Source organism: Actinomadura parmotrematis (genome assembly GCF_019458805.1).
GTDB classification, from domain to species: domain Bacteria; phylum Actinomycetota; class Actinomycetes; order Streptosporangiales; family Streptosporangiaceae; genus Spirillospora; species Spirillospora parmotrematis.
In genome coordinates this window covers 87,672-101,501 of record NZ_JAIBOA010000006.1, presented here as the reverse complement: position 1 = coordinate 101,501, position 13,830 = coordinate 87,672, and the positions used below count along the sequence as shown (strand labels likewise).

Below are 13,830 nucleotides of genomic sequence, written 5' to 3'. Positions count from 1 at the left end.
CGCCCGCTACTTCCTCTGCCTGGCCCCCGACGGCCGCGCCGAGCTGACCGCGATCGGCGAGGAGCTGCTCCGCACCGGCGCCGCCACCGGCATGCTCGGCTACCAGATGCTCGGCCACCACGCCCTGTTCATGGCGTCGCTCGGCCGCACCGACCTGCCCGCCGCCCGCCATCACGCCGCCGCCGCGATCGAGACGTCCACCAGCGGGCAGCTCGGCCTGTCCCTCGTCGCCGTCACCCTGTTCGACGCGCTGACCCTGCTGATCCGCGGCGACTTCGACGCCGCCGCCCGCCGCTACGACGAGGTCACCGCGCTGATGACGGCGGGCGGCGTCCCGAACGCGGCGGCCATGGCCGTCCTCTGCCGGTTCGTCGTCGCCGAGGCCCGCGGCCGGCTCCCCGAGACCGTCCCCGAGCTGGAGGCGCTCGTCGCGTTCGCCCCCGAGGACGTCGCCGACCTCCTCGTCCACGCCTACCTCGCGGCCGGGCGGACGGCCGCCGCCCGCGCCGCCTGGCGCCCCGGCCTGCACCTGCGGCACGACTACTTCTGGCAGCTCCGGCTCGTCCTGCACGGCACGAACGCGCGGGCCCTCGGCGACCGCGACACCGCCGCCCGCATGTACGGGCTGCTGCTGCCCTGGGCCGACGAGCCCGCCGGCATGCACTGCGGGTCGATCGCCCTCGCCCCCTGCGCCCTCTACCTCGCCGAGCTCGCCGAGTGGCTCGGCGACCCGGACGCCGCGCGCGGCCACCGCGCCGCCGCGCTCCGCGCCGCCGAACGCCTCGGGTCGCCGCACTGGGCCCGGCGCGCCGCTCAGCGGACCCCGCGCCCCTGACCGAACGCCCGCAGCTCGCGCCGCCGGTAGCCGCGGCGCACCACCGCCAAGATCACCCGCAGCGGCAGCCCGCCCTTCGCGCGGAACTCCGCCAGCTCGGCGGCCGGCGCGAACCGCTCCATGCGCGGCAGGTCGTTCCGGTTGTCGGCGCCCTCCAGCGCCTGCTTCTCCACCGCCAGCCAGTCGGCGACCGGCACGTACCGCTCGATCAGCGGGAAGATCAGCTTCTCCTCCTCGGCGATGTGCTCGTCCAGGCTGCCCGCGAGCGCCGCCAGCTCGGCGGCGAGCGGCCGCGCCCGCTCCACCGTCCCGTCGAACGCCCCGGCCGCCGCGCGGATCCGGTCGATCAGCCGGTCCAGCTCGGCGTGGTCGTCGATCAGGTCGGAGAAGTCGGCCGCCGACCCCGCCGAGCGCAGGATGACCGGCCAGAGCGCGTGGTCCTCGACGGAGTGGTGGTGGTGCACGGTCGTGCAGAGCGGCAGGACGAAACCGGTGATCGCCTCCGCGCGGGCCCGGTCGCAGGGCTCGCCCTGCGCGACGCGCGCCACCGCGCCGGCGAGCCGGCGCGCCTCGCCGCGCATGGCGCGGTGCGCGAGCCGGAACCCCAGCGTGTCGGGCGTGGCTGTGGTGGTGCTCATGGCGGTGCTCCCCGTGGGTCGTGTCTCGACACGACCGATCATGCGAGGAGCCGCTTAACGCTCACTTGCGGCGCCGCTTGCGCCGCCCGCGGTCGCCGCCCGCCGGCTCACAGGTCGGGCAGGCCGAGGTCGAGGTTCGGGGCGTCGATGCCGCCGTCCACCCGCAGCACGCTGCCCGTCACGTACGCCGACGCGGGCGACGCCAGGTACACGACGGCCGCCGCCACGTCCTCGGGGTCGCCGATCCGGCCGAGCGGGGTGCCCGCCTCCATCTGGCCGCGCAGCTCGTCGCTGGACATGACGATGTCGAGCGCCGACGTCGCCACCGACCCGACCGCGATCGCGTTGATCCGGATGCGCGGCGCCAGGTCGAAGCCCGCCAGCCGGGTGTAGTGCGCCAGCGCCGCCTTCGCGCTGCCGTAGGCGAGGTAGCCGCGCCCCCCGACCCGGCCCATGACCGACGAGATGTTCACGACCGCGCCGCCGCCCGCCTCCAGCAGGAACGGGACCGCCGCCCGCGTCAGCGCGTGCGCGTTCGCCACGTTGAACTGGAACGCGTTCTCGAGATGCTCGGGCTCGGTGTCCAGGAACGGGCGCGGCAGCGCGCCGCCCACGTTGTTGACCACGATGTCCAGGCGCCCGAGCTCCCCGGCGGCCCGCCCGGCGAGCTCCGCCGCGGCCGCCGGATCCGACAGGTCGGCGGGCAGCACCGCGGCCCGCCGCCCTACCTTGCGGATCCGCTCCGCCACCTCGCCGAGCTGGTCCTCGCTGCGGGCGCTGAGCGCCACGTCCGCGCCCGCCTCGGCGAGCGCCACCGCCGCCGCGGCGCCGATCCCGCGCCCCGCCCCGGTGACCACCGCGACCCTGCCGTCCACCCGGAACCGATCCACGATCATGCCCGCTCCCTCCGCCGGACCCTCAGGCTAGCCAGAGGTAGAACACGTTTCAATCCGCTGCGGCGGCGATGTCCCGGCCGAACGTCAGGGCGGCCCGCAGCGACGGCTCGACGCTGGCCCGGAACCGCGCGTCCGGCTCGGCGCCGACCGCGTCCAGGACCGTGCTGAAGAAGCAGCGCGCCGCGGCCGCGAGGACCACCTGGAAGACCTCCTCGTCCGCCAGGCCGTGCCGCCGCAGCTCGGCGACGTCCTCCTCGGTGATCGACGGCGCGTCCCCCGCCACCTTCCCGGCGAAGTCCATGACCGCGACGTCGGCGGGGTCGAGGCCGGCCTCGCGGTGGTCGGTGGCGAGCCGCTCGACGGTGCCGGCGTCGTAGAACCGGTCCCGCAGGACGCCGCCGTGCGCGAGCCCGCAGTAGCTCGACCGCAGCCGCCGGGCGGCGGCGAGGGTGGCCAGCTCGTAGCGGCGCAGGTCCATGCCCTCCTTGACGGACGCGCTGAGCCGCTGCCACGCCGCGTACACGTCGGGCCGCAACGCGAACACCCGCGTGTAGTTGGCGACGTCCCCGAGCGTCTCGCGATCGGCCGCGTACAAGCGGTCGATCTCCTCGTCCACCCCTTCGAGCGGCGTCCGCAGGTAACTCATGATCTGCCCTCTCCCTCGCGCGGCCGGTGCCTTCCCCTACCGAAGACGCCCTTCCCGCCCGACATGTTCGGGAAGGGGGCGGGCGCCTTCCAGGGTCCCGCCGAAGGCCTCGGCCACGGCCTGGAGGGCCGTCGTCACCTCGCTCGGGATGACGAAGAACGTGCTGCCCTCCCCCTGCGCGAGCTTCGGCAGCGTCTGCAGGTACTGGTAGGCGAGCAGCTTCGGGTCGGCGTCGCCCTCGTGCACGGCCGCGAACACGTTGCGGATCGCCGTCGCCTGCCCCTCGGCCTCCAGGACGGCGGCGCGCTGCGCGCCCTCGGCGCGCAGGATCGCCGCCTGCTTCTCGCCCTCCGCGGTGAGGATCTTCGCCTGGCGGCCGCCCTCGGCGGTGAGGATCGCGGCGCGCTTCTCGCGCTCGGCGCGCATCTGCTTCTCCATCGCGTCCTTGATGGACGGCGGCGGCTCGATCGCCTTGATCTCCACCCGCGTCACCCGGATGCCCCACTTGCCGGACGCGTCGTCCAGCACGCCGCGCAGCGCGGTGTTGATGCGGTCCCGGGAGGTGAGGGTGGCCTCCAGGTCGAGGGTGCCGATGACGTTGCGCAGCGTCGTCGCGGTGAGCTGCTCGATCGCCTCGATATAGTCGACGATCTCGTAGTCGGCCGCGCGCGGATCGGTGACCTGGAAGAACAGCACGGTGTCGATGTGCACCACCACGTTGTCCTCGGTGATCACCGACTGCTTGGCGAACGAGACGACCTGCTCGCGCAGGTCGATGGGGCTCTTCACCCGGTCCACGAACGGCACGACGAAGCTGATGCCCGGCTCCAGCGTGCGGCTGTAGCGGCCGAACCGCTCGACGTTGCGGGCGCGGGCCTGCGGGACGATCCACACCGCCCGCAGCACGACGGCGGCGAGGACGGCGACGCCGAGGACGAGGACGGCGAGCAGGGCGATGGCGAGGTCGGTCACGGCGGGCCTCCGGGCGGCGCGGCGCCTTCGGGGACGGTGTAGAGCAGGGCGGTGGCGCCCTCGATGGCGAGGACGTCGGTGACGGTGCCCGCCGGGATGACCGCGGCCGGGTCGTAGGGCCGCGCCGACCACTCCTCGCCGCCGATGCGGGCGCGGCCGCCCGCCCGGCTGACGTCGGTGAGGGCGACCGCCTCGCGGCCGACGACGGCGGCGGCGCCCGAGCGGAGCGGCGGCGGCTGCCGCAGGTGGCGGCGCGCGACGGGGCGGACGAGGGCGAGCCCGGCGGCGGCGCCGGCGGCGAACACCGCGGCCTGCGCGGCGGCGGGCAGCCCGGCGGCGCCCGCGAGGCCGGCGGCGAGCGCCGCCGCCGCGAGCAGCCCGAGCGCGAACGTCAGGGTGAACAGCTCGGCGAGGCCGAGCACGGCGGCGAGGAGCAGCCAGGCGATCCAGCCCATCGCGCCTCCCTGAGGCGTCCTTTCCCTCACGGTAACCCCGCGCCCGGCGGGGGGCCAGAGCCCCGGCCCGCCGGTCCGCGTGCCGCCGGGCCGCTCCGGGGAGGGGGGCGTGGCGGCCCGATCGCGCGCGGGACATGATGGGGCCCGGCCCACCCCCCAAGGAGCGCCCATGAGCCGGACGGCCCACCGCACCTGCCCCCTCTGCGAAGCCCTCTGCGGGCTGGAGCTGACCCTCGACGACGCCGGGACGATCACCGCCGTGCGCGGCGACCGGCACGACCCGTTCAGCAAGGGCTTCATCTGCCCGAAGGGCGCCACCCTCGGCAGCCTCGACGGCGACCCCGACCGCCTCCCCGGCCCGCTCCGCCGCACCCGCGGCGACGGCGCTGCCGACGGCGACGACGCTGCGCACGTCCCCGTCACGTGGGAGGAGGCGTTCGCGACCGTCCGCGCCGAGATCGGCCGGGTCGTCGAGCGGTACGGCAAGGACGCCGTCGCGGTCTACCTCGGCAACCCGAGCGCGCACACCGTCGCGGGCCCGCTCTACGGCGGCGCGGTGATCAAAGCGCTGGGCACCCGCAACGCCTACAGCGCGAGCACCGCCGACCAGATGCCGAAGCACGTGAGCTGCGGCCACATGTTCGGCGACCCGCTGGCGATCCCGGTGCCCGACCTCGACCGCACCGACCACCTGCTGATGCTCGGCGCGAACCCGCTGGAGTCCAACGGCAGCCTCTGCTCGGCGCCCGACTTCCCCGGCCGGCTGAAGGCGATCCGGGCGCGCGGCGGCAAGGTCGTCGTCGTCGACCCGCGCCGCACCCGCACCGCCGAGCTCGCCGACGAGCACCTGTTCCTGCGGCCCGGCACCGACGCCTACCTGCTCGCCGCGCTCGTGCACACGCTGTTCGCCGAGGACCTCGCGACGCCGCCCGCGGACGTCGCCGGCCTGGACGACCTGCGCGCCGTCGTCCGCGACTTCGCGCCCGAGCGGGTCGCCGCGGTCACCGGCGTCCCGGCGCCGGTGATCCGCCGCACCGCCCGCGAGCTCGCGGCGGCGCCGGCGGCCGCCGTCTACGGCCGCATCGGCACCTGCACGCAGGCGTTCGGGACGCTGAACAGCTGGCTCGTGGACGTCCTCAACGTCCTCACCGGCAACCTCGACCGGCCCGGCGGCGCCATGTTCGCGCGCCCCGCCCACCAGCCGGCCTACCGCCGCCGCCGGACGCCCTACCGGACGGGCCGCTGGTACAGCCGGGTGCGGGGCCTGCCCGAGGCGAACGGCGAGCTGCCCGTCGCCACCCTCGCCGACGAGATCGAGACGCCCGGCGAGGGGCAGATCAGGGCGCTCATCACGATCGGCGGCAACCCCGTCCTGTCGGCGCCGAACGGGGCCCGCCTGGACGCCGCGCTCGCCGGCCTGGAGTTCATGGTGAGCGTCGACCCCTACCTGAACGAGACGACCCGGCACGCCGACGTCGTGCTGCCGCCGCCCCCGCCGTCCCAGGCCCCGCACTACGACCTGGCCCTGCTCGGCTTCACCGTCCGCGACTACGTCCGCTACTCGCCGCCGGTGGCGCCGCGCCCGGCGGACCGGCCGAGCGAGGCCGAGATCCTCGGCCGGCTCGCGGTGATCGCGTCCGGGCTGGACGCCGGACCCGCCGCCCTCGACGAGATGATCATCGGGGACACGCTGGCGAAGGCCGCCGCCGCGGCCGGGTCGCCGGTGGAGGGGCGCGACCCCGCCGAGCTGCGGGAGGCGCTCGCCGCGGCCGGGTCGGCCGACCTCACCGAGCAGCGCCTCGACATGATGCTGCGGCTCGGCCCCTACGGCGACGGGTTCGGCGCCGACCCCGCCGGCCTCACCCTCGCCCGGCTCCGCGACGAGCACCCGCACGGCCTGGACCTCGGCCCGCTGCGGCCGCGCCTCGCCGAGGTGCTCTGCACCGCCTCGGGCCGCGTCGAGCTCTGCCCGCCGCCGTTCGCCGCCGACGCCGGCCGGCTGCGCGCCGGCCTCGCCGCGCCCGTCCCGGACGGCCTGGTGCTGATCGGCCGCCGCCAGCTGCGCTCCAACAACTCCTGGCTGCACAACGTGCCCGAGCTCGTGCGCGGCTCCAACCGCTGCACCCTGCAGCTGCACCCCGCCGACGCGGACCGGCTCGGCGTCGCGGCGGGCGACCGCGTCCGGCTGAGCTCGCGGACCGGCAGCGTCGAGGCGGTCGCCGAACCCACCGACACCGTCATGCCGGGCGTGGTGAGCCTGCCGCACGGCTGGGGCCACGACCGGCCCGGCACCCGCACCCGGGTCGCCGCCGCGGCCGCCGGGGTCAGCGCCAACGCGGTGACCGACGAGCAGGAGGTCGACCCGCTGTCGGGCAACGCGGTGTTCAACGGCGTGCCCGTGACCGTCGAACCGCTCGGCGCCGCCGCACCCGCGCCCGTCCGGGCCGCCGCGGAGTCCACCGGGTGAACCCTTCCCCACTTCAGCCGTCACGCACAGTGAACGGCAGCTGACCGCGGCGCCAGGAGGCCCTGCCCTCCGGCGGCGGGTTTAGTCCCTCCTGCGTGCAGGTACGTATGCACCACCGCGGGCGTGACGCAAGGGCGCGCCCCGCAACGGACATCCGCGGCAGGACGTTCCCGGCGCCCGCAAAGCCCTCCCCCAGGGTGGCCAGCCGGTGATCGCGCCGACTAGGGTCACAAAAAGGGGGAACCCGGACGTCCCGTCCGAGACGGGACCGAAGGGACCGCCGCCGGCCCGACCGGACGCACGCACCCGAGGAGGGACATGAACCGACGGGCGAGCAAGATCTTCCGACGCGCCCCCGCGGCGCCGGGGACGACGGCCCCGGTCGCCGTGGTCGAGGGCATCGAGCGCAGGGACGGGCTGGACCGCGCCATCGGCGCCGTGCAGGGCGCGGTCCGCCGCGGCCTGCCGAAGGGCCCCGCCAAGGACGCCCTGCACGGCGTCCCGGCGGGCCACCCGGTGCACCCGCCCCTCACCGACCTGCCGATCGGCGCCTGGTCGTCGGCGGCGATCCTCGACCTGCTGCCGGGCACCCGCCGGGCGTCGCAGGTCCTCGTCGCGGCCGGCCTCGCGGGCGCCGTCCCGACGGCGCTCACCGGCCTCGCCGACTGGTCCGAGCTGCACCGCGAGCAGCAGCGCGTCGGCCTCGTGCACGCGCTCAGCACCGGCACGGCGAGCCTGCTGTACACGGTGTCGCTGGTGGCGCGGGTGCGGGGCCGCGAGGGCGCCGGGCGCGCCCTCGGCTTCGCCGGGCTGACCGCCCTCATGGCGGGCGGCTACCTCGGCGGGCACCTGGCGTTCCGGCAGGCCGCCGGCGCCAACCACGCCGACCTCACCTCGCACCTCGTGCCGCTCGGCTGGCACGACCTCTGCGCCGCCGCCGAGCTGCCCGACGGCTGGCCGGTGCAGCGCCGCCTCGGCTACCTCGACCTGTTCGTGCTGCGCCGCGGCGACGACGTGCACGTCCTCGCCGACCGGTGCAGCCACCTCGCCGGGCCGCTGCACCAGGGCCGCATCGTCACCGACGACGCGGGCGACGCCTGCGTCGTCTGCCCCTGGCACGGCAGCACCTTCCGGGTGGACGACGGGTCGGTCGTGCACGGCCCCGCGACCGCCCGCCAGCCCGCCTTCGAGAGCCGCGTGCTGGACTCGGGCACGGTGCAGGTCCGCCCGCTCACCTGACCGGCCCGCTCACCCGGCCGCTCCGGCCCGCCGCGCGGCGGGCCGGAGCGGCGGCCGGGCGCTAGTCGATCTCGTCCTCGCGGGCCTCGTCGGCGATCGGGTACTCGACCAGCGCGAGGACCCGGCTCGCCATGAACCGCGCCGTGCGCACGGCGGTGCCCGTGCGGGTCACCTCGCTGACCTCCACCACCCCGCGCCGCGTCTCGACCTCCACCCGGCGCCCCGCGCGGGTGGCCGTCACCTCGTAGGTGCGGGTGCCCTCGCCCCCCGCGTCGATCATGATCTCGACCCTGTCGCCCTTCATGCGGTGTCACCTCTCCTGCGGCGGAGCCCTCCATCCGGCCCCTCGGCACCACCGGCCGGCCCGACCCGCGGCTGTCGAACGTATATTCGACTTATACCCGCCGGAGGGCTTCGCGAACCCTGCCCGGGGCCGCCCGGCCGCTGGTCAGGACAGGAATTTCCACAGCGCGACCAGTCCCACTACCACGATCACCCCGCGCAGCACCGGCGCCGGGACGCGCCGCCCCACCTTCGCGCCGAGCACCCCGCCGAGGGTCGATCCGACGGCGATGAGCAGCACCGCCGTCCAGACCACCTGCACCGCCCCGAGCGCCCACGCGACGACGAACACCACCGCGGCCGTCCCGTTGACGATCGCCGACAGGACGTTCTTCGCCGCGTTCACCCGCTGCAGGTCGTCGTCCAGCGCGATGCCGAGCAGCCCGATCAGCACGATGCCCTGGGCGGCGCCGAAGTAGCCGCCGTAGACGCCGGCGAGCAGCACCCCGATCCAGAGCCACGGCCCGCCGTGCGGGACGCTCCTCTCCCGCCGCGCCAGCACCCAGCGCTGCAGCCGCGGCTGCGCGACGACGAGCGCCAGCGCGATGACGATCAGCACCGGGACGATGAAGTCGAACGCCTTGCCGGGCAGCGCGAACAGCAGCACCGCGCCGATCAGCGCGCCGGCGAGGGAGGCGCTGCTCAGCCGGAGCAGCCGCCCGCGCTGGCCGCGCAGCTCGGCCCGGTAGCCGTAGGCCCCGGTCGCCGAGCCCGAGACGAGGCCGATGTTGTTGGACACGTTCGCGGCCACCGAGGGGAAGCCGAGCGCCACCATGGTGGGAAAGGTGATCAGCGAGCCGGAGCCCACCAGGGTGTTGATGCCGCCCGCGGCGACGCCCGCCGCGAGGACCGCGGCGGCCTCCAGGGTGTCCACGTCCGCTCCGTCCCAGGTCGAGGGGAAAATGACCGATGCCCGATGGTAGGGAGGAGCGGATCCGGACGGTCCGGCGGGGTGTCCGGGCGGCGTCCGGAACAGGCCGGAGCAGGCCGCGCGGGACGGGTCAGCGGCCGTTCCGGGGGGCGGCGCGCGCGTACCAGCGGCCGTCCTGGCGGGCGATCTGCAGGGGCAGCCCGAAGCAGGCCGACAGCGCCTCCTCGGCGAACACCTCGTCGATCTTGCCTTGCGCGACGACGCCGCCCTTGCGGAGCAGCAGCGCGTGCGTGACGCCCGGCGGGACCTCCTCGACGTGGTGGGTGACCATCACCATCGTCGGGGCGAGCGGGTCGTCGGCGAGGGCGGCGATCCGGTTCACCAGGTCCTCGCGGCCGCCGAGGTCGAGGCCCGCGGCGGGCTCGTCCAGCAGCAGCAGCTCGGGGTCGGGCATGAGGGCGCGGGCGATCTGCACGCGCTTGCGCTCGCCCTCCGACAGCGTGTCGAAGCGGCGGCGGATCAGGTCGCCGGCGCCGAGCGCCTCCAGCAGCGCGGCGGCGCGGCCGAGGTCGGTCGAGTCGTACTCCTCGTGCCAGCGGCCGAGGATCGCGTAGGAGGCGGTGAGCACGAGGTCGAGGACGGTCTCGCCGGCCGGGACCCGCTCGGCGACCGCGGCGCTCGCGATGCCGATGCGCGGGCGCAGCTCGAACACGTCGGTGCGGCCGAGCTCCTCGCCGAGGACGCGGACCGAGCCGGACGACGGGTGCAGCAGGGCCGCCGCGACCTGGAGCAGCGTCGTCTTGCCCGCGCCGTTCGGGCCGGCGATGACCCACCGCTCGCCCTCGCCGACCTCCCAGCTGACCCCGGACAGCAGCTCCGCGCCGCCCCGCTTGACCCCGACTCCGCGGAGCTTCAGTACCTCGCCGGCCATCGTGCGCCTTCGCCTCGATCCCGCATGTCCAGTGATCAGGAATTCCAGGGAGAAACCTATGCGATCCCCGCGGCGACCAGGCCACGGGCCCGGTCCGTACCACGCTATCGACTGGCGCCGCCGCACTGAGCGCTTATGGTGGTTCGCATGTCCATTGGGAGTCGGTTGGGGACGGGATGAGCAACGAAGCGGCGATCGCTCTGGTCGCCTGGGGCAACGCCTGGCTGACCGGGCACGTCGGGCTGGACGAGGCGGTGGACGCCGTCGAGCGCGCCCGCGGCCCGCAGATCCTCGGCTCCGCCCCCGCCGAGGTGCCGCTCCGCCGCGGTCTCGGCGACCTGCGGGTCGCCGGGCTGCGCGCGTTCCGGCTGGCGCTGCCCGCGCCCGGCGACCCGCTCGGGCTGAGCGGCCCGCCCGACTTCAACCTGGCCGCGATCGACGCGGGCGCCGCCGTCGTCGCGCGCCTGCACGACCGCGCGTTCGGGCTCGTCCCGCACGAGGACCGGCGCGGGTCGTCCTACGTCGGCGTCCGCTGGGAGACCCGCGACGCCGCCCTCGCCGACCCGGACGTGCCGCCGCTCGCCGAAGCCGACCGCTCGCTCGCCCTGGCGATGCGCGACGCGACCGAGGTGCTCGTCACGGTGGTGGACGTCGCGGGCGTCCCGCCCGAGGTCGCCGACGCGCTCGCCGACCTGCGCGACCCCGGCCGCGACGACCACCCGCTCGCGCCCGGCTACCCGCAGCGCGCGCACCGCGTCGCCGCGCAGGCCCGGCGGCTGTCGCTCGTCGTCGACCTGGCCCGCCGGCTGGACGCCGTCGGCCTCACCGCCGACCAGATGCACCGGCGCGACGAGGCGCTCCGCCTGCTGGACCGCGCCGTCCGCCGCGCCCTCACCGCCGCCTGCAACAGCGCGTTCGACCACGTCCCCTAGGAAGACCGCCTCCCCCGGAACGGGCAGGCGGGGCGCCCCCCGAGGGAGCGCCCCGCCTGGATGCCGTGCGCCGCGCCCTAGGCGCGGACGACGAGGGTGTTGCAGACCTTGTCGGCGAACGTCTGCTTGCGCTCGTCCCACAGCGGCCAGAGGAAGCCGACGTAGCAGAGCGCGCCGTCCAGCGCGTGCGCGAGCTTGCGGACGAACGCCATGCCGAACCCGATCGGCTGGCCGGTCTGCGCCGACACGAGCTTGATGCCGAGCTGGCGCTTGCCGATCGTCTGGCCGGTGGTGCCCTCCTGGTAGCAGAGCCACAGCGAGCCGGCGAGGCCCGCCGCCCAGCCGACCAGGAGCAGCAGCGCGCCGAGGGCGCCCGCGCCGCCGCCCTGCGAGCCCAGCACCAGGCCGAGCAGGTAGAACACGAAGAGCGGGCCCGCGAAGATCAGCGCGTCGATGAGGTAGCCGCCGGCGCGCGAGCCCCACTCGGCGAGCTGGCCGCCGGGCGCGCCGTAGTGGTGGTGGTGCACCTCCTGGCCGTAGCCCTGCGGCTGGCCGTAGCCCTGCGGCTGCCCGTAGCCCTGCTGGGCCGGCTGCCCGTAGCCCTGCGGCTGGTTGTAGCCCTGCTGGCCGGGCTGCTGCCCGTACGCCGGCTGGGCGGGCTGCTGCCCGTAGGACGGCTGCTGCCCGTAGCCCTGCTGGCCGGGCTGCTGGCCGGGCTGCTGGCCGGGCTGCTGGCCGTAGCCCGGCTGGCCCTGCTGCCCGTAGCCCTGCTGGCCCGGCTGCTGCCCGTAGCCGGGCTGCTGCTGGCCATAGCCGGGCTGCTGCTGCCCGTAACCGGGCTGCTGCTGCTGCCCGTACGGGTCGTAGGGGTTACCCACACTTGCTCCTTATAGATGTGACCCTGTGTTGGAGTGACGCCCACCGGACCTGACGGGATCCGCGAGCCGGGACCGAGACGAGCCGCTCTTCGCCGCGCCGTCTCAGACCCGCAGGAGCCCGAGCCTGGCGAGCTGCCACAGCTCCGACCCGACGAGAGCGGTGCCGAGGAGCCACGCCCGGGTCCTCGGCGCGAGCGCCCACCACCGGCCGCCTCCGCCGAGCGGCGCGAGGACGAGGCCGAGCGCGCCGGCCAGCACCGCCGGGCTGGCGAGCGCGGCCTGGACCGGGCGGCCCGAGCCGAGCTCGACGAACACGGTGGTGCCGCCGCAGAGCGGGCACGGGAGGCCGGTGACCGTCCGCAGCGGGCAGAGCACGCCGGGGTCGTGGGCGCGGTGGACCACCGCCGCGCCGACCGCGGCCGCGGTCAGCGCCGCGAGCCGCAGGAGGACGCCGCGCGGTCCGCGCCGCGCCGCGGTGAGGGTCCGGCGGGCCAGCGCGCCCGGTACGCCGCGCGGCGTACCGGCGGCCGATGCCCCGGGCGTTCCCCCCACCTCGTCCTCCGACTCGATGCCTGCTGTCCGAATGACCCGTATACCGGGTGTGGTCCGAGGCGGGTCAAGCCCCGCAGGACATCCGGAATGCGACCGTTATATGGGCACAGGTCACCGAATGAGCGATGTAAACCGCCTCAGGGGCAACAGTAGGACAAAAGCCGGACTCAGGGAGGTGAGTCCGGCATGACGATACGGCGGCGGCGCGCTGAACGGCGCGGGGCGTACCGCCCGGAGCGGCCCGGGCGCGCTGCGTCACCGCGCGCGGGCGTGGCCACCGCGCGCGGGCGCGTTCACGGCCGCCCCGGCGGGACGGCGGGTCGCCGGGCCGCCCCGTGCGGGCGGCCCGGCGGCGGGCGGGACGGGCTACGGCTGCGCCTGGGCGGCGGCGCCGACGGTGACGGGCCGGTCCTGCTCGGTGATGTGGTCGGCCTCGACGACGTCGGCGACGACGCCGGTGATGTTGTCCGGGCCGCCGTTGTCGCGGGCGATCTGGATCAGCCGGGCGACCGCGCGGCGCGGGTCGGCCTCGGCCGCCAGCACCTCGTAGATCGTCTGGGCGTCCACCGGCCCGCTCAGCCCGTCGGAGCAGAGCAGGTAGCGGTCGCCGAGCCGGGCCTCGCGCAGCCGCAGGTCCGGCTCGCGGTCGTCGCGGCCGTCCAGCACCCGGTAGAGGACGTGCGACAGCCGCGAGGTCTCGGCCGGGTCGGCCTTGCCCCCGGCCTGCTCGGCCTCGGCCTTGAGCAGCTCGTCCATCGTGTGGTCCTGGGTGATCTGGTAGAGCTCGCCATCGCGCAGCAGGTAGCCGCGCGAGTCGCCGATGTGCGCGAGGGCCACCGAGGTGCCCGACCAGAGCATCGCGGTGAGGGTGGTGCCCATCCGGCTGAGGTCGGGGCGCTCGTCCCGGACGATGCGGAGCTTCTCGTTGGCGCCGGCGACCGCGCGCCGGAGGCCGTCGACGAGATCGTCACCGGCGGCGTCGGTGTCCAGCGAGCGCAGCGCGCCGATCACGGTGGAGCTCGCCACCTCGCCGCCCGCGTACCCGCCCATGCCGTCGGCGACCGCGATCAACCGCGCACCGGCATAGCCGGAGTCCTCGTTGTTCTCCCGGCTGCATCCGATGTCACTGCCTGCTGCGAACCTGATTGCTACGTTCATAACCGATTTCGATGACGA

Annotated in this window: 15 protein-coding genes; 4 read left to right on the top strand and 11 right to left on the bottom strand. The window is 75.7% G+C overall.

What is annotated here, in order from left to right; genetic code table 11:
* Positions 1 to 91: 91 nt before the first annotated feature.
* Positions 92 to 835, top strand: a complete 744-nt coding sequence (locus tag K1Y72_RS36195; protein WP_258572283.1) for a hypothetical protein — start codon at positions 92 to 94, stop codon at positions 833 to 835.
* Here the strand turns inward: K1Y72_RS36195 and K1Y72_RS11260 are convergent.
* From K1Y72_RS11260 to K1Y72_RS11240, 5 genes are all read right to left on the bottom strand, one after another.
* Complete coding sequence (locus K1Y72_RS11260) at positions 814 to 1,473, bottom strand: hemerythrin domain-containing protein (protein WP_220165844.1); 660 nt, start codon at positions 1,471 to 1,473, stop codon at positions 814 to 816. The genes K1Y72_RS36195 and K1Y72_RS11260 overlap by 22 nt on opposite strands.
* Before the next feature lie 107 nt (positions 1,474 to 1,580).
* Positions 1,581 to 2,369, bottom strand: coding sequence for an SDR family oxidoreductase (locus K1Y72_RS11255; RefSeq protein WP_220165842.1), 789 nt, complete (start codon positions 2,367 to 2,369; stop codon positions 1,581 to 1,583).
* 49 nt (positions 2,370 to 2,418) lie between these two features.
* A complete protein-coding gene (locus tag K1Y72_RS11250; RefSeq protein WP_220165840.1) occupies positions 2,419 to 3,015 on the bottom strand; it encodes a carboxymuconolactone decarboxylase family protein in 597 nt (198 codons plus the stop codon).
* Between the two features lie 36 nt (positions 3,016 to 3,051).
* On the bottom strand, positions 3,052 to 3,987 hold the full coding sequence (locus K1Y72_RS11245; protein ID WP_308287009.1) for an SPFH domain-containing protein: 936 nt from the start codon (positions 3,985 to 3,987) through the stop codon (positions 3,052 to 3,054).
* On the bottom strand, positions 3,984 to 4,442 hold the full coding sequence (locus K1Y72_RS11240; protein WP_220165838.1) for an NfeD family protein: 459 nt from the start codon (positions 4,440 to 4,442) through the stop codon (positions 3,984 to 3,986). Before K1Y72_RS11240 ends, K1Y72_RS11245 begins: the two co-directional genes overlap by 4 nt.
* 169 nt (positions 4,443 to 4,611) lie before the next feature.
* Between K1Y72_RS11240 and K1Y72_RS11235 the strand changes: the two genes are divergently transcribed.
* Positions 4,612 to 6,909, top strand: coding sequence for a molybdopterin-dependent oxidoreductase (locus K1Y72_RS11235; RefSeq protein WP_220165836.1), 2,298 nt, complete (start codon positions 4,612 to 4,614; stop codon positions 6,907 to 6,909).
* Positions 6,910 to 7,227: 318 nt separating this feature from the next.
* A complete protein-coding gene (locus K1Y72_RS11230; RefSeq protein ID WP_220165833.1) occupies positions 7,228 to 8,148 on the top strand; it encodes a Rieske (2Fe-2S) protein in 921 nt (306 codons plus the stop codon).
* Positions 8,149 to 8,209: 61 nt separating this feature from the next.
* Here the strand turns inward: K1Y72_RS11230 and K1Y72_RS11225 are convergent, their stop codons facing one another.
* The 3 genes from K1Y72_RS11225 to K1Y72_RS11215 all read right to left on the bottom strand — a co-directional run bounded on the left by K1Y72_RS11225 (position 8,210) and on the right by K1Y72_RS11215 (position 10,292).
* Positions 8,210 to 8,452 (bottom strand): DUF8836 family protein, encoded by a 243-nt coding sequence (locus K1Y72_RS11225; protein ID WP_220165831.1) that lies wholly within the window; start codon positions 8,450 to 8,452, stop codon positions 8,210 to 8,212.
* 144 nt (positions 8,453 to 8,596) lie between these two features.
* A complete protein-coding gene (locus K1Y72_RS11220; RefSeq protein WP_220165829.1) occupies positions 8,597 to 9,364 on the bottom strand; it encodes a sulfite exporter TauE/SafE family protein in 768 nt (255 codons plus the stop codon).
* 127 nt (positions 9,365 to 9,491) lie between these two features.
* The gene (locus tag K1Y72_RS11215) at positions 9,492 to 10,292 is read right to left on the bottom strand and encodes an ABC transporter ATP-binding protein (RefSeq protein WP_220165827.1); all 801 of its coding nucleotides are present in this window, start codon (positions 10,290 to 10,292) and stop codon (positions 9,492 to 9,494) included.
* A gap of 176 nt (positions 10,293 to 10,468) precedes the next feature.
* Here K1Y72_RS11215 and K1Y72_RS11210 point away from each other — a divergent pair, with 176 nt between their 5' ends.
* A complete protein-coding gene (locus K1Y72_RS11210) occupies positions 10,469 to 11,224 on the top strand; it encodes an Rv1486c family protein (RefSeq protein ID WP_220165825.1) in 756 nt (251 codons plus the stop codon).
* Positions 11,225 to 11,301: 77 nt separating this feature from the next.
* Here the strand turns inward: K1Y72_RS11210 and K1Y72_RS37115 are convergent, their stop codons facing one another.
* The 3 genes from K1Y72_RS37115 to K1Y72_RS11195 form a co-directional block, all read right to left on the bottom strand.
* Positions 11,302 to 12,102, bottom strand: coding sequence for an RDD family protein (locus K1Y72_RS37115; RefSeq protein ID WP_220165823.1), 801 nt, complete (start codon positions 12,100 to 12,102; stop codon positions 11,302 to 11,304).
* 102 nt (positions 12,103 to 12,204) lie between these two features.
* Positions 12,205 to 12,654 carry a DUF2752 domain-containing protein gene (locus tag K1Y72_RS11200; protein ID WP_308287008.1) on the bottom strand — a complete coding sequence of 150 codons (450 nt, stop codon included), beginning with the start codon at positions 12,652 to 12,654 and terminating at the stop codon, positions 12,205 to 12,207.
* A gap of 366 nt (positions 12,655 to 13,020) precedes the next feature.
* Positions 13,021 to 13,812 (bottom strand): PP2C family protein-serine/threonine phosphatase, encoded by a 792-nt coding sequence (locus tag K1Y72_RS11195; protein WP_220165821.1) that lies wholly within the window; start codon positions 13,810 to 13,812, stop codon positions 13,021 to 13,023.
* Positions 13,813 to 13,830: the final 18 nt, after the last annotated feature.

Coding starts and splice junctions, on each gene's coding strand:
- K1Y72_RS11230 (WP_220165833.1), top strand. CDS start 7,228: ATGAACCGACGGGCGAGCAAGATCTTCCGACGCGCCCCCGCGGCGCCG.
- K1Y72_RS11235 (WP_220165836.1), top strand. CDS start 4,612: ATGAGCCGGACGGCCCACCGCACCTGCCCCCTCTGCGAAGCCCTCTGC.
- K1Y72_RS11195 (WP_220165821.1), bottom strand. CDS start 13,812: ATGAACGTAGCAATCAGGTTCGCAGCAGGCAGTGACATCGGATGCAGC.
- K1Y72_RS11250 (WP_220165840.1), bottom strand. CDS start 3,015: ATGAGTTACCTGCGGACGCCGCTCGAAGGGGTGGACGAGGAGATCGAC.
- K1Y72_RS11255 (WP_220165842.1), bottom strand. CDS start 2,369: ATGATCGTGGATCGGTTCCGGGTGGACGGCAGGGTCGCGGTGGTCACC.
- K1Y72_RS11260 (WP_220165844.1), bottom strand. CDS start 1,473: ATGAGCACCACCACAGCCACGCCCGACACGCTGGGGTTCCGGCTCGCG.
- K1Y72_RS11225 (WP_220165831.1), bottom strand. CDS start 8,452: ATGAAGGGCGACAGGGTCGAGATCATGATCGACGCGGGGGGCGAGGGC.
- K1Y72_RS11240 (WP_220165838.1), bottom strand. CDS start 4,442: ATGGGCTGGATCGCCTGGCTGCTCCTCGCCGCCGTGCTCGGCCTCGCC.
- K1Y72_RS11210 (WP_220165825.1), top strand. CDS start 10,469: ATGAGCAACGAAGCGGCGATCGCTCTGGTCGCCTGGGGCAACGCCTGG.
- K1Y72_RS11215 (WP_220165827.1), bottom strand. CDS start 10,292: ATGGCCGGCGAGGTACTGAAGCTCCGCGGAGTCGGGGTCAAGCGGGGC.
- K1Y72_RS36195 (WP_258572283.1), top strand. CDS start 92: ATGCTCGGCTACCAGATGCTCGGCCACCACGCCCTGTTCATGGCGTCG.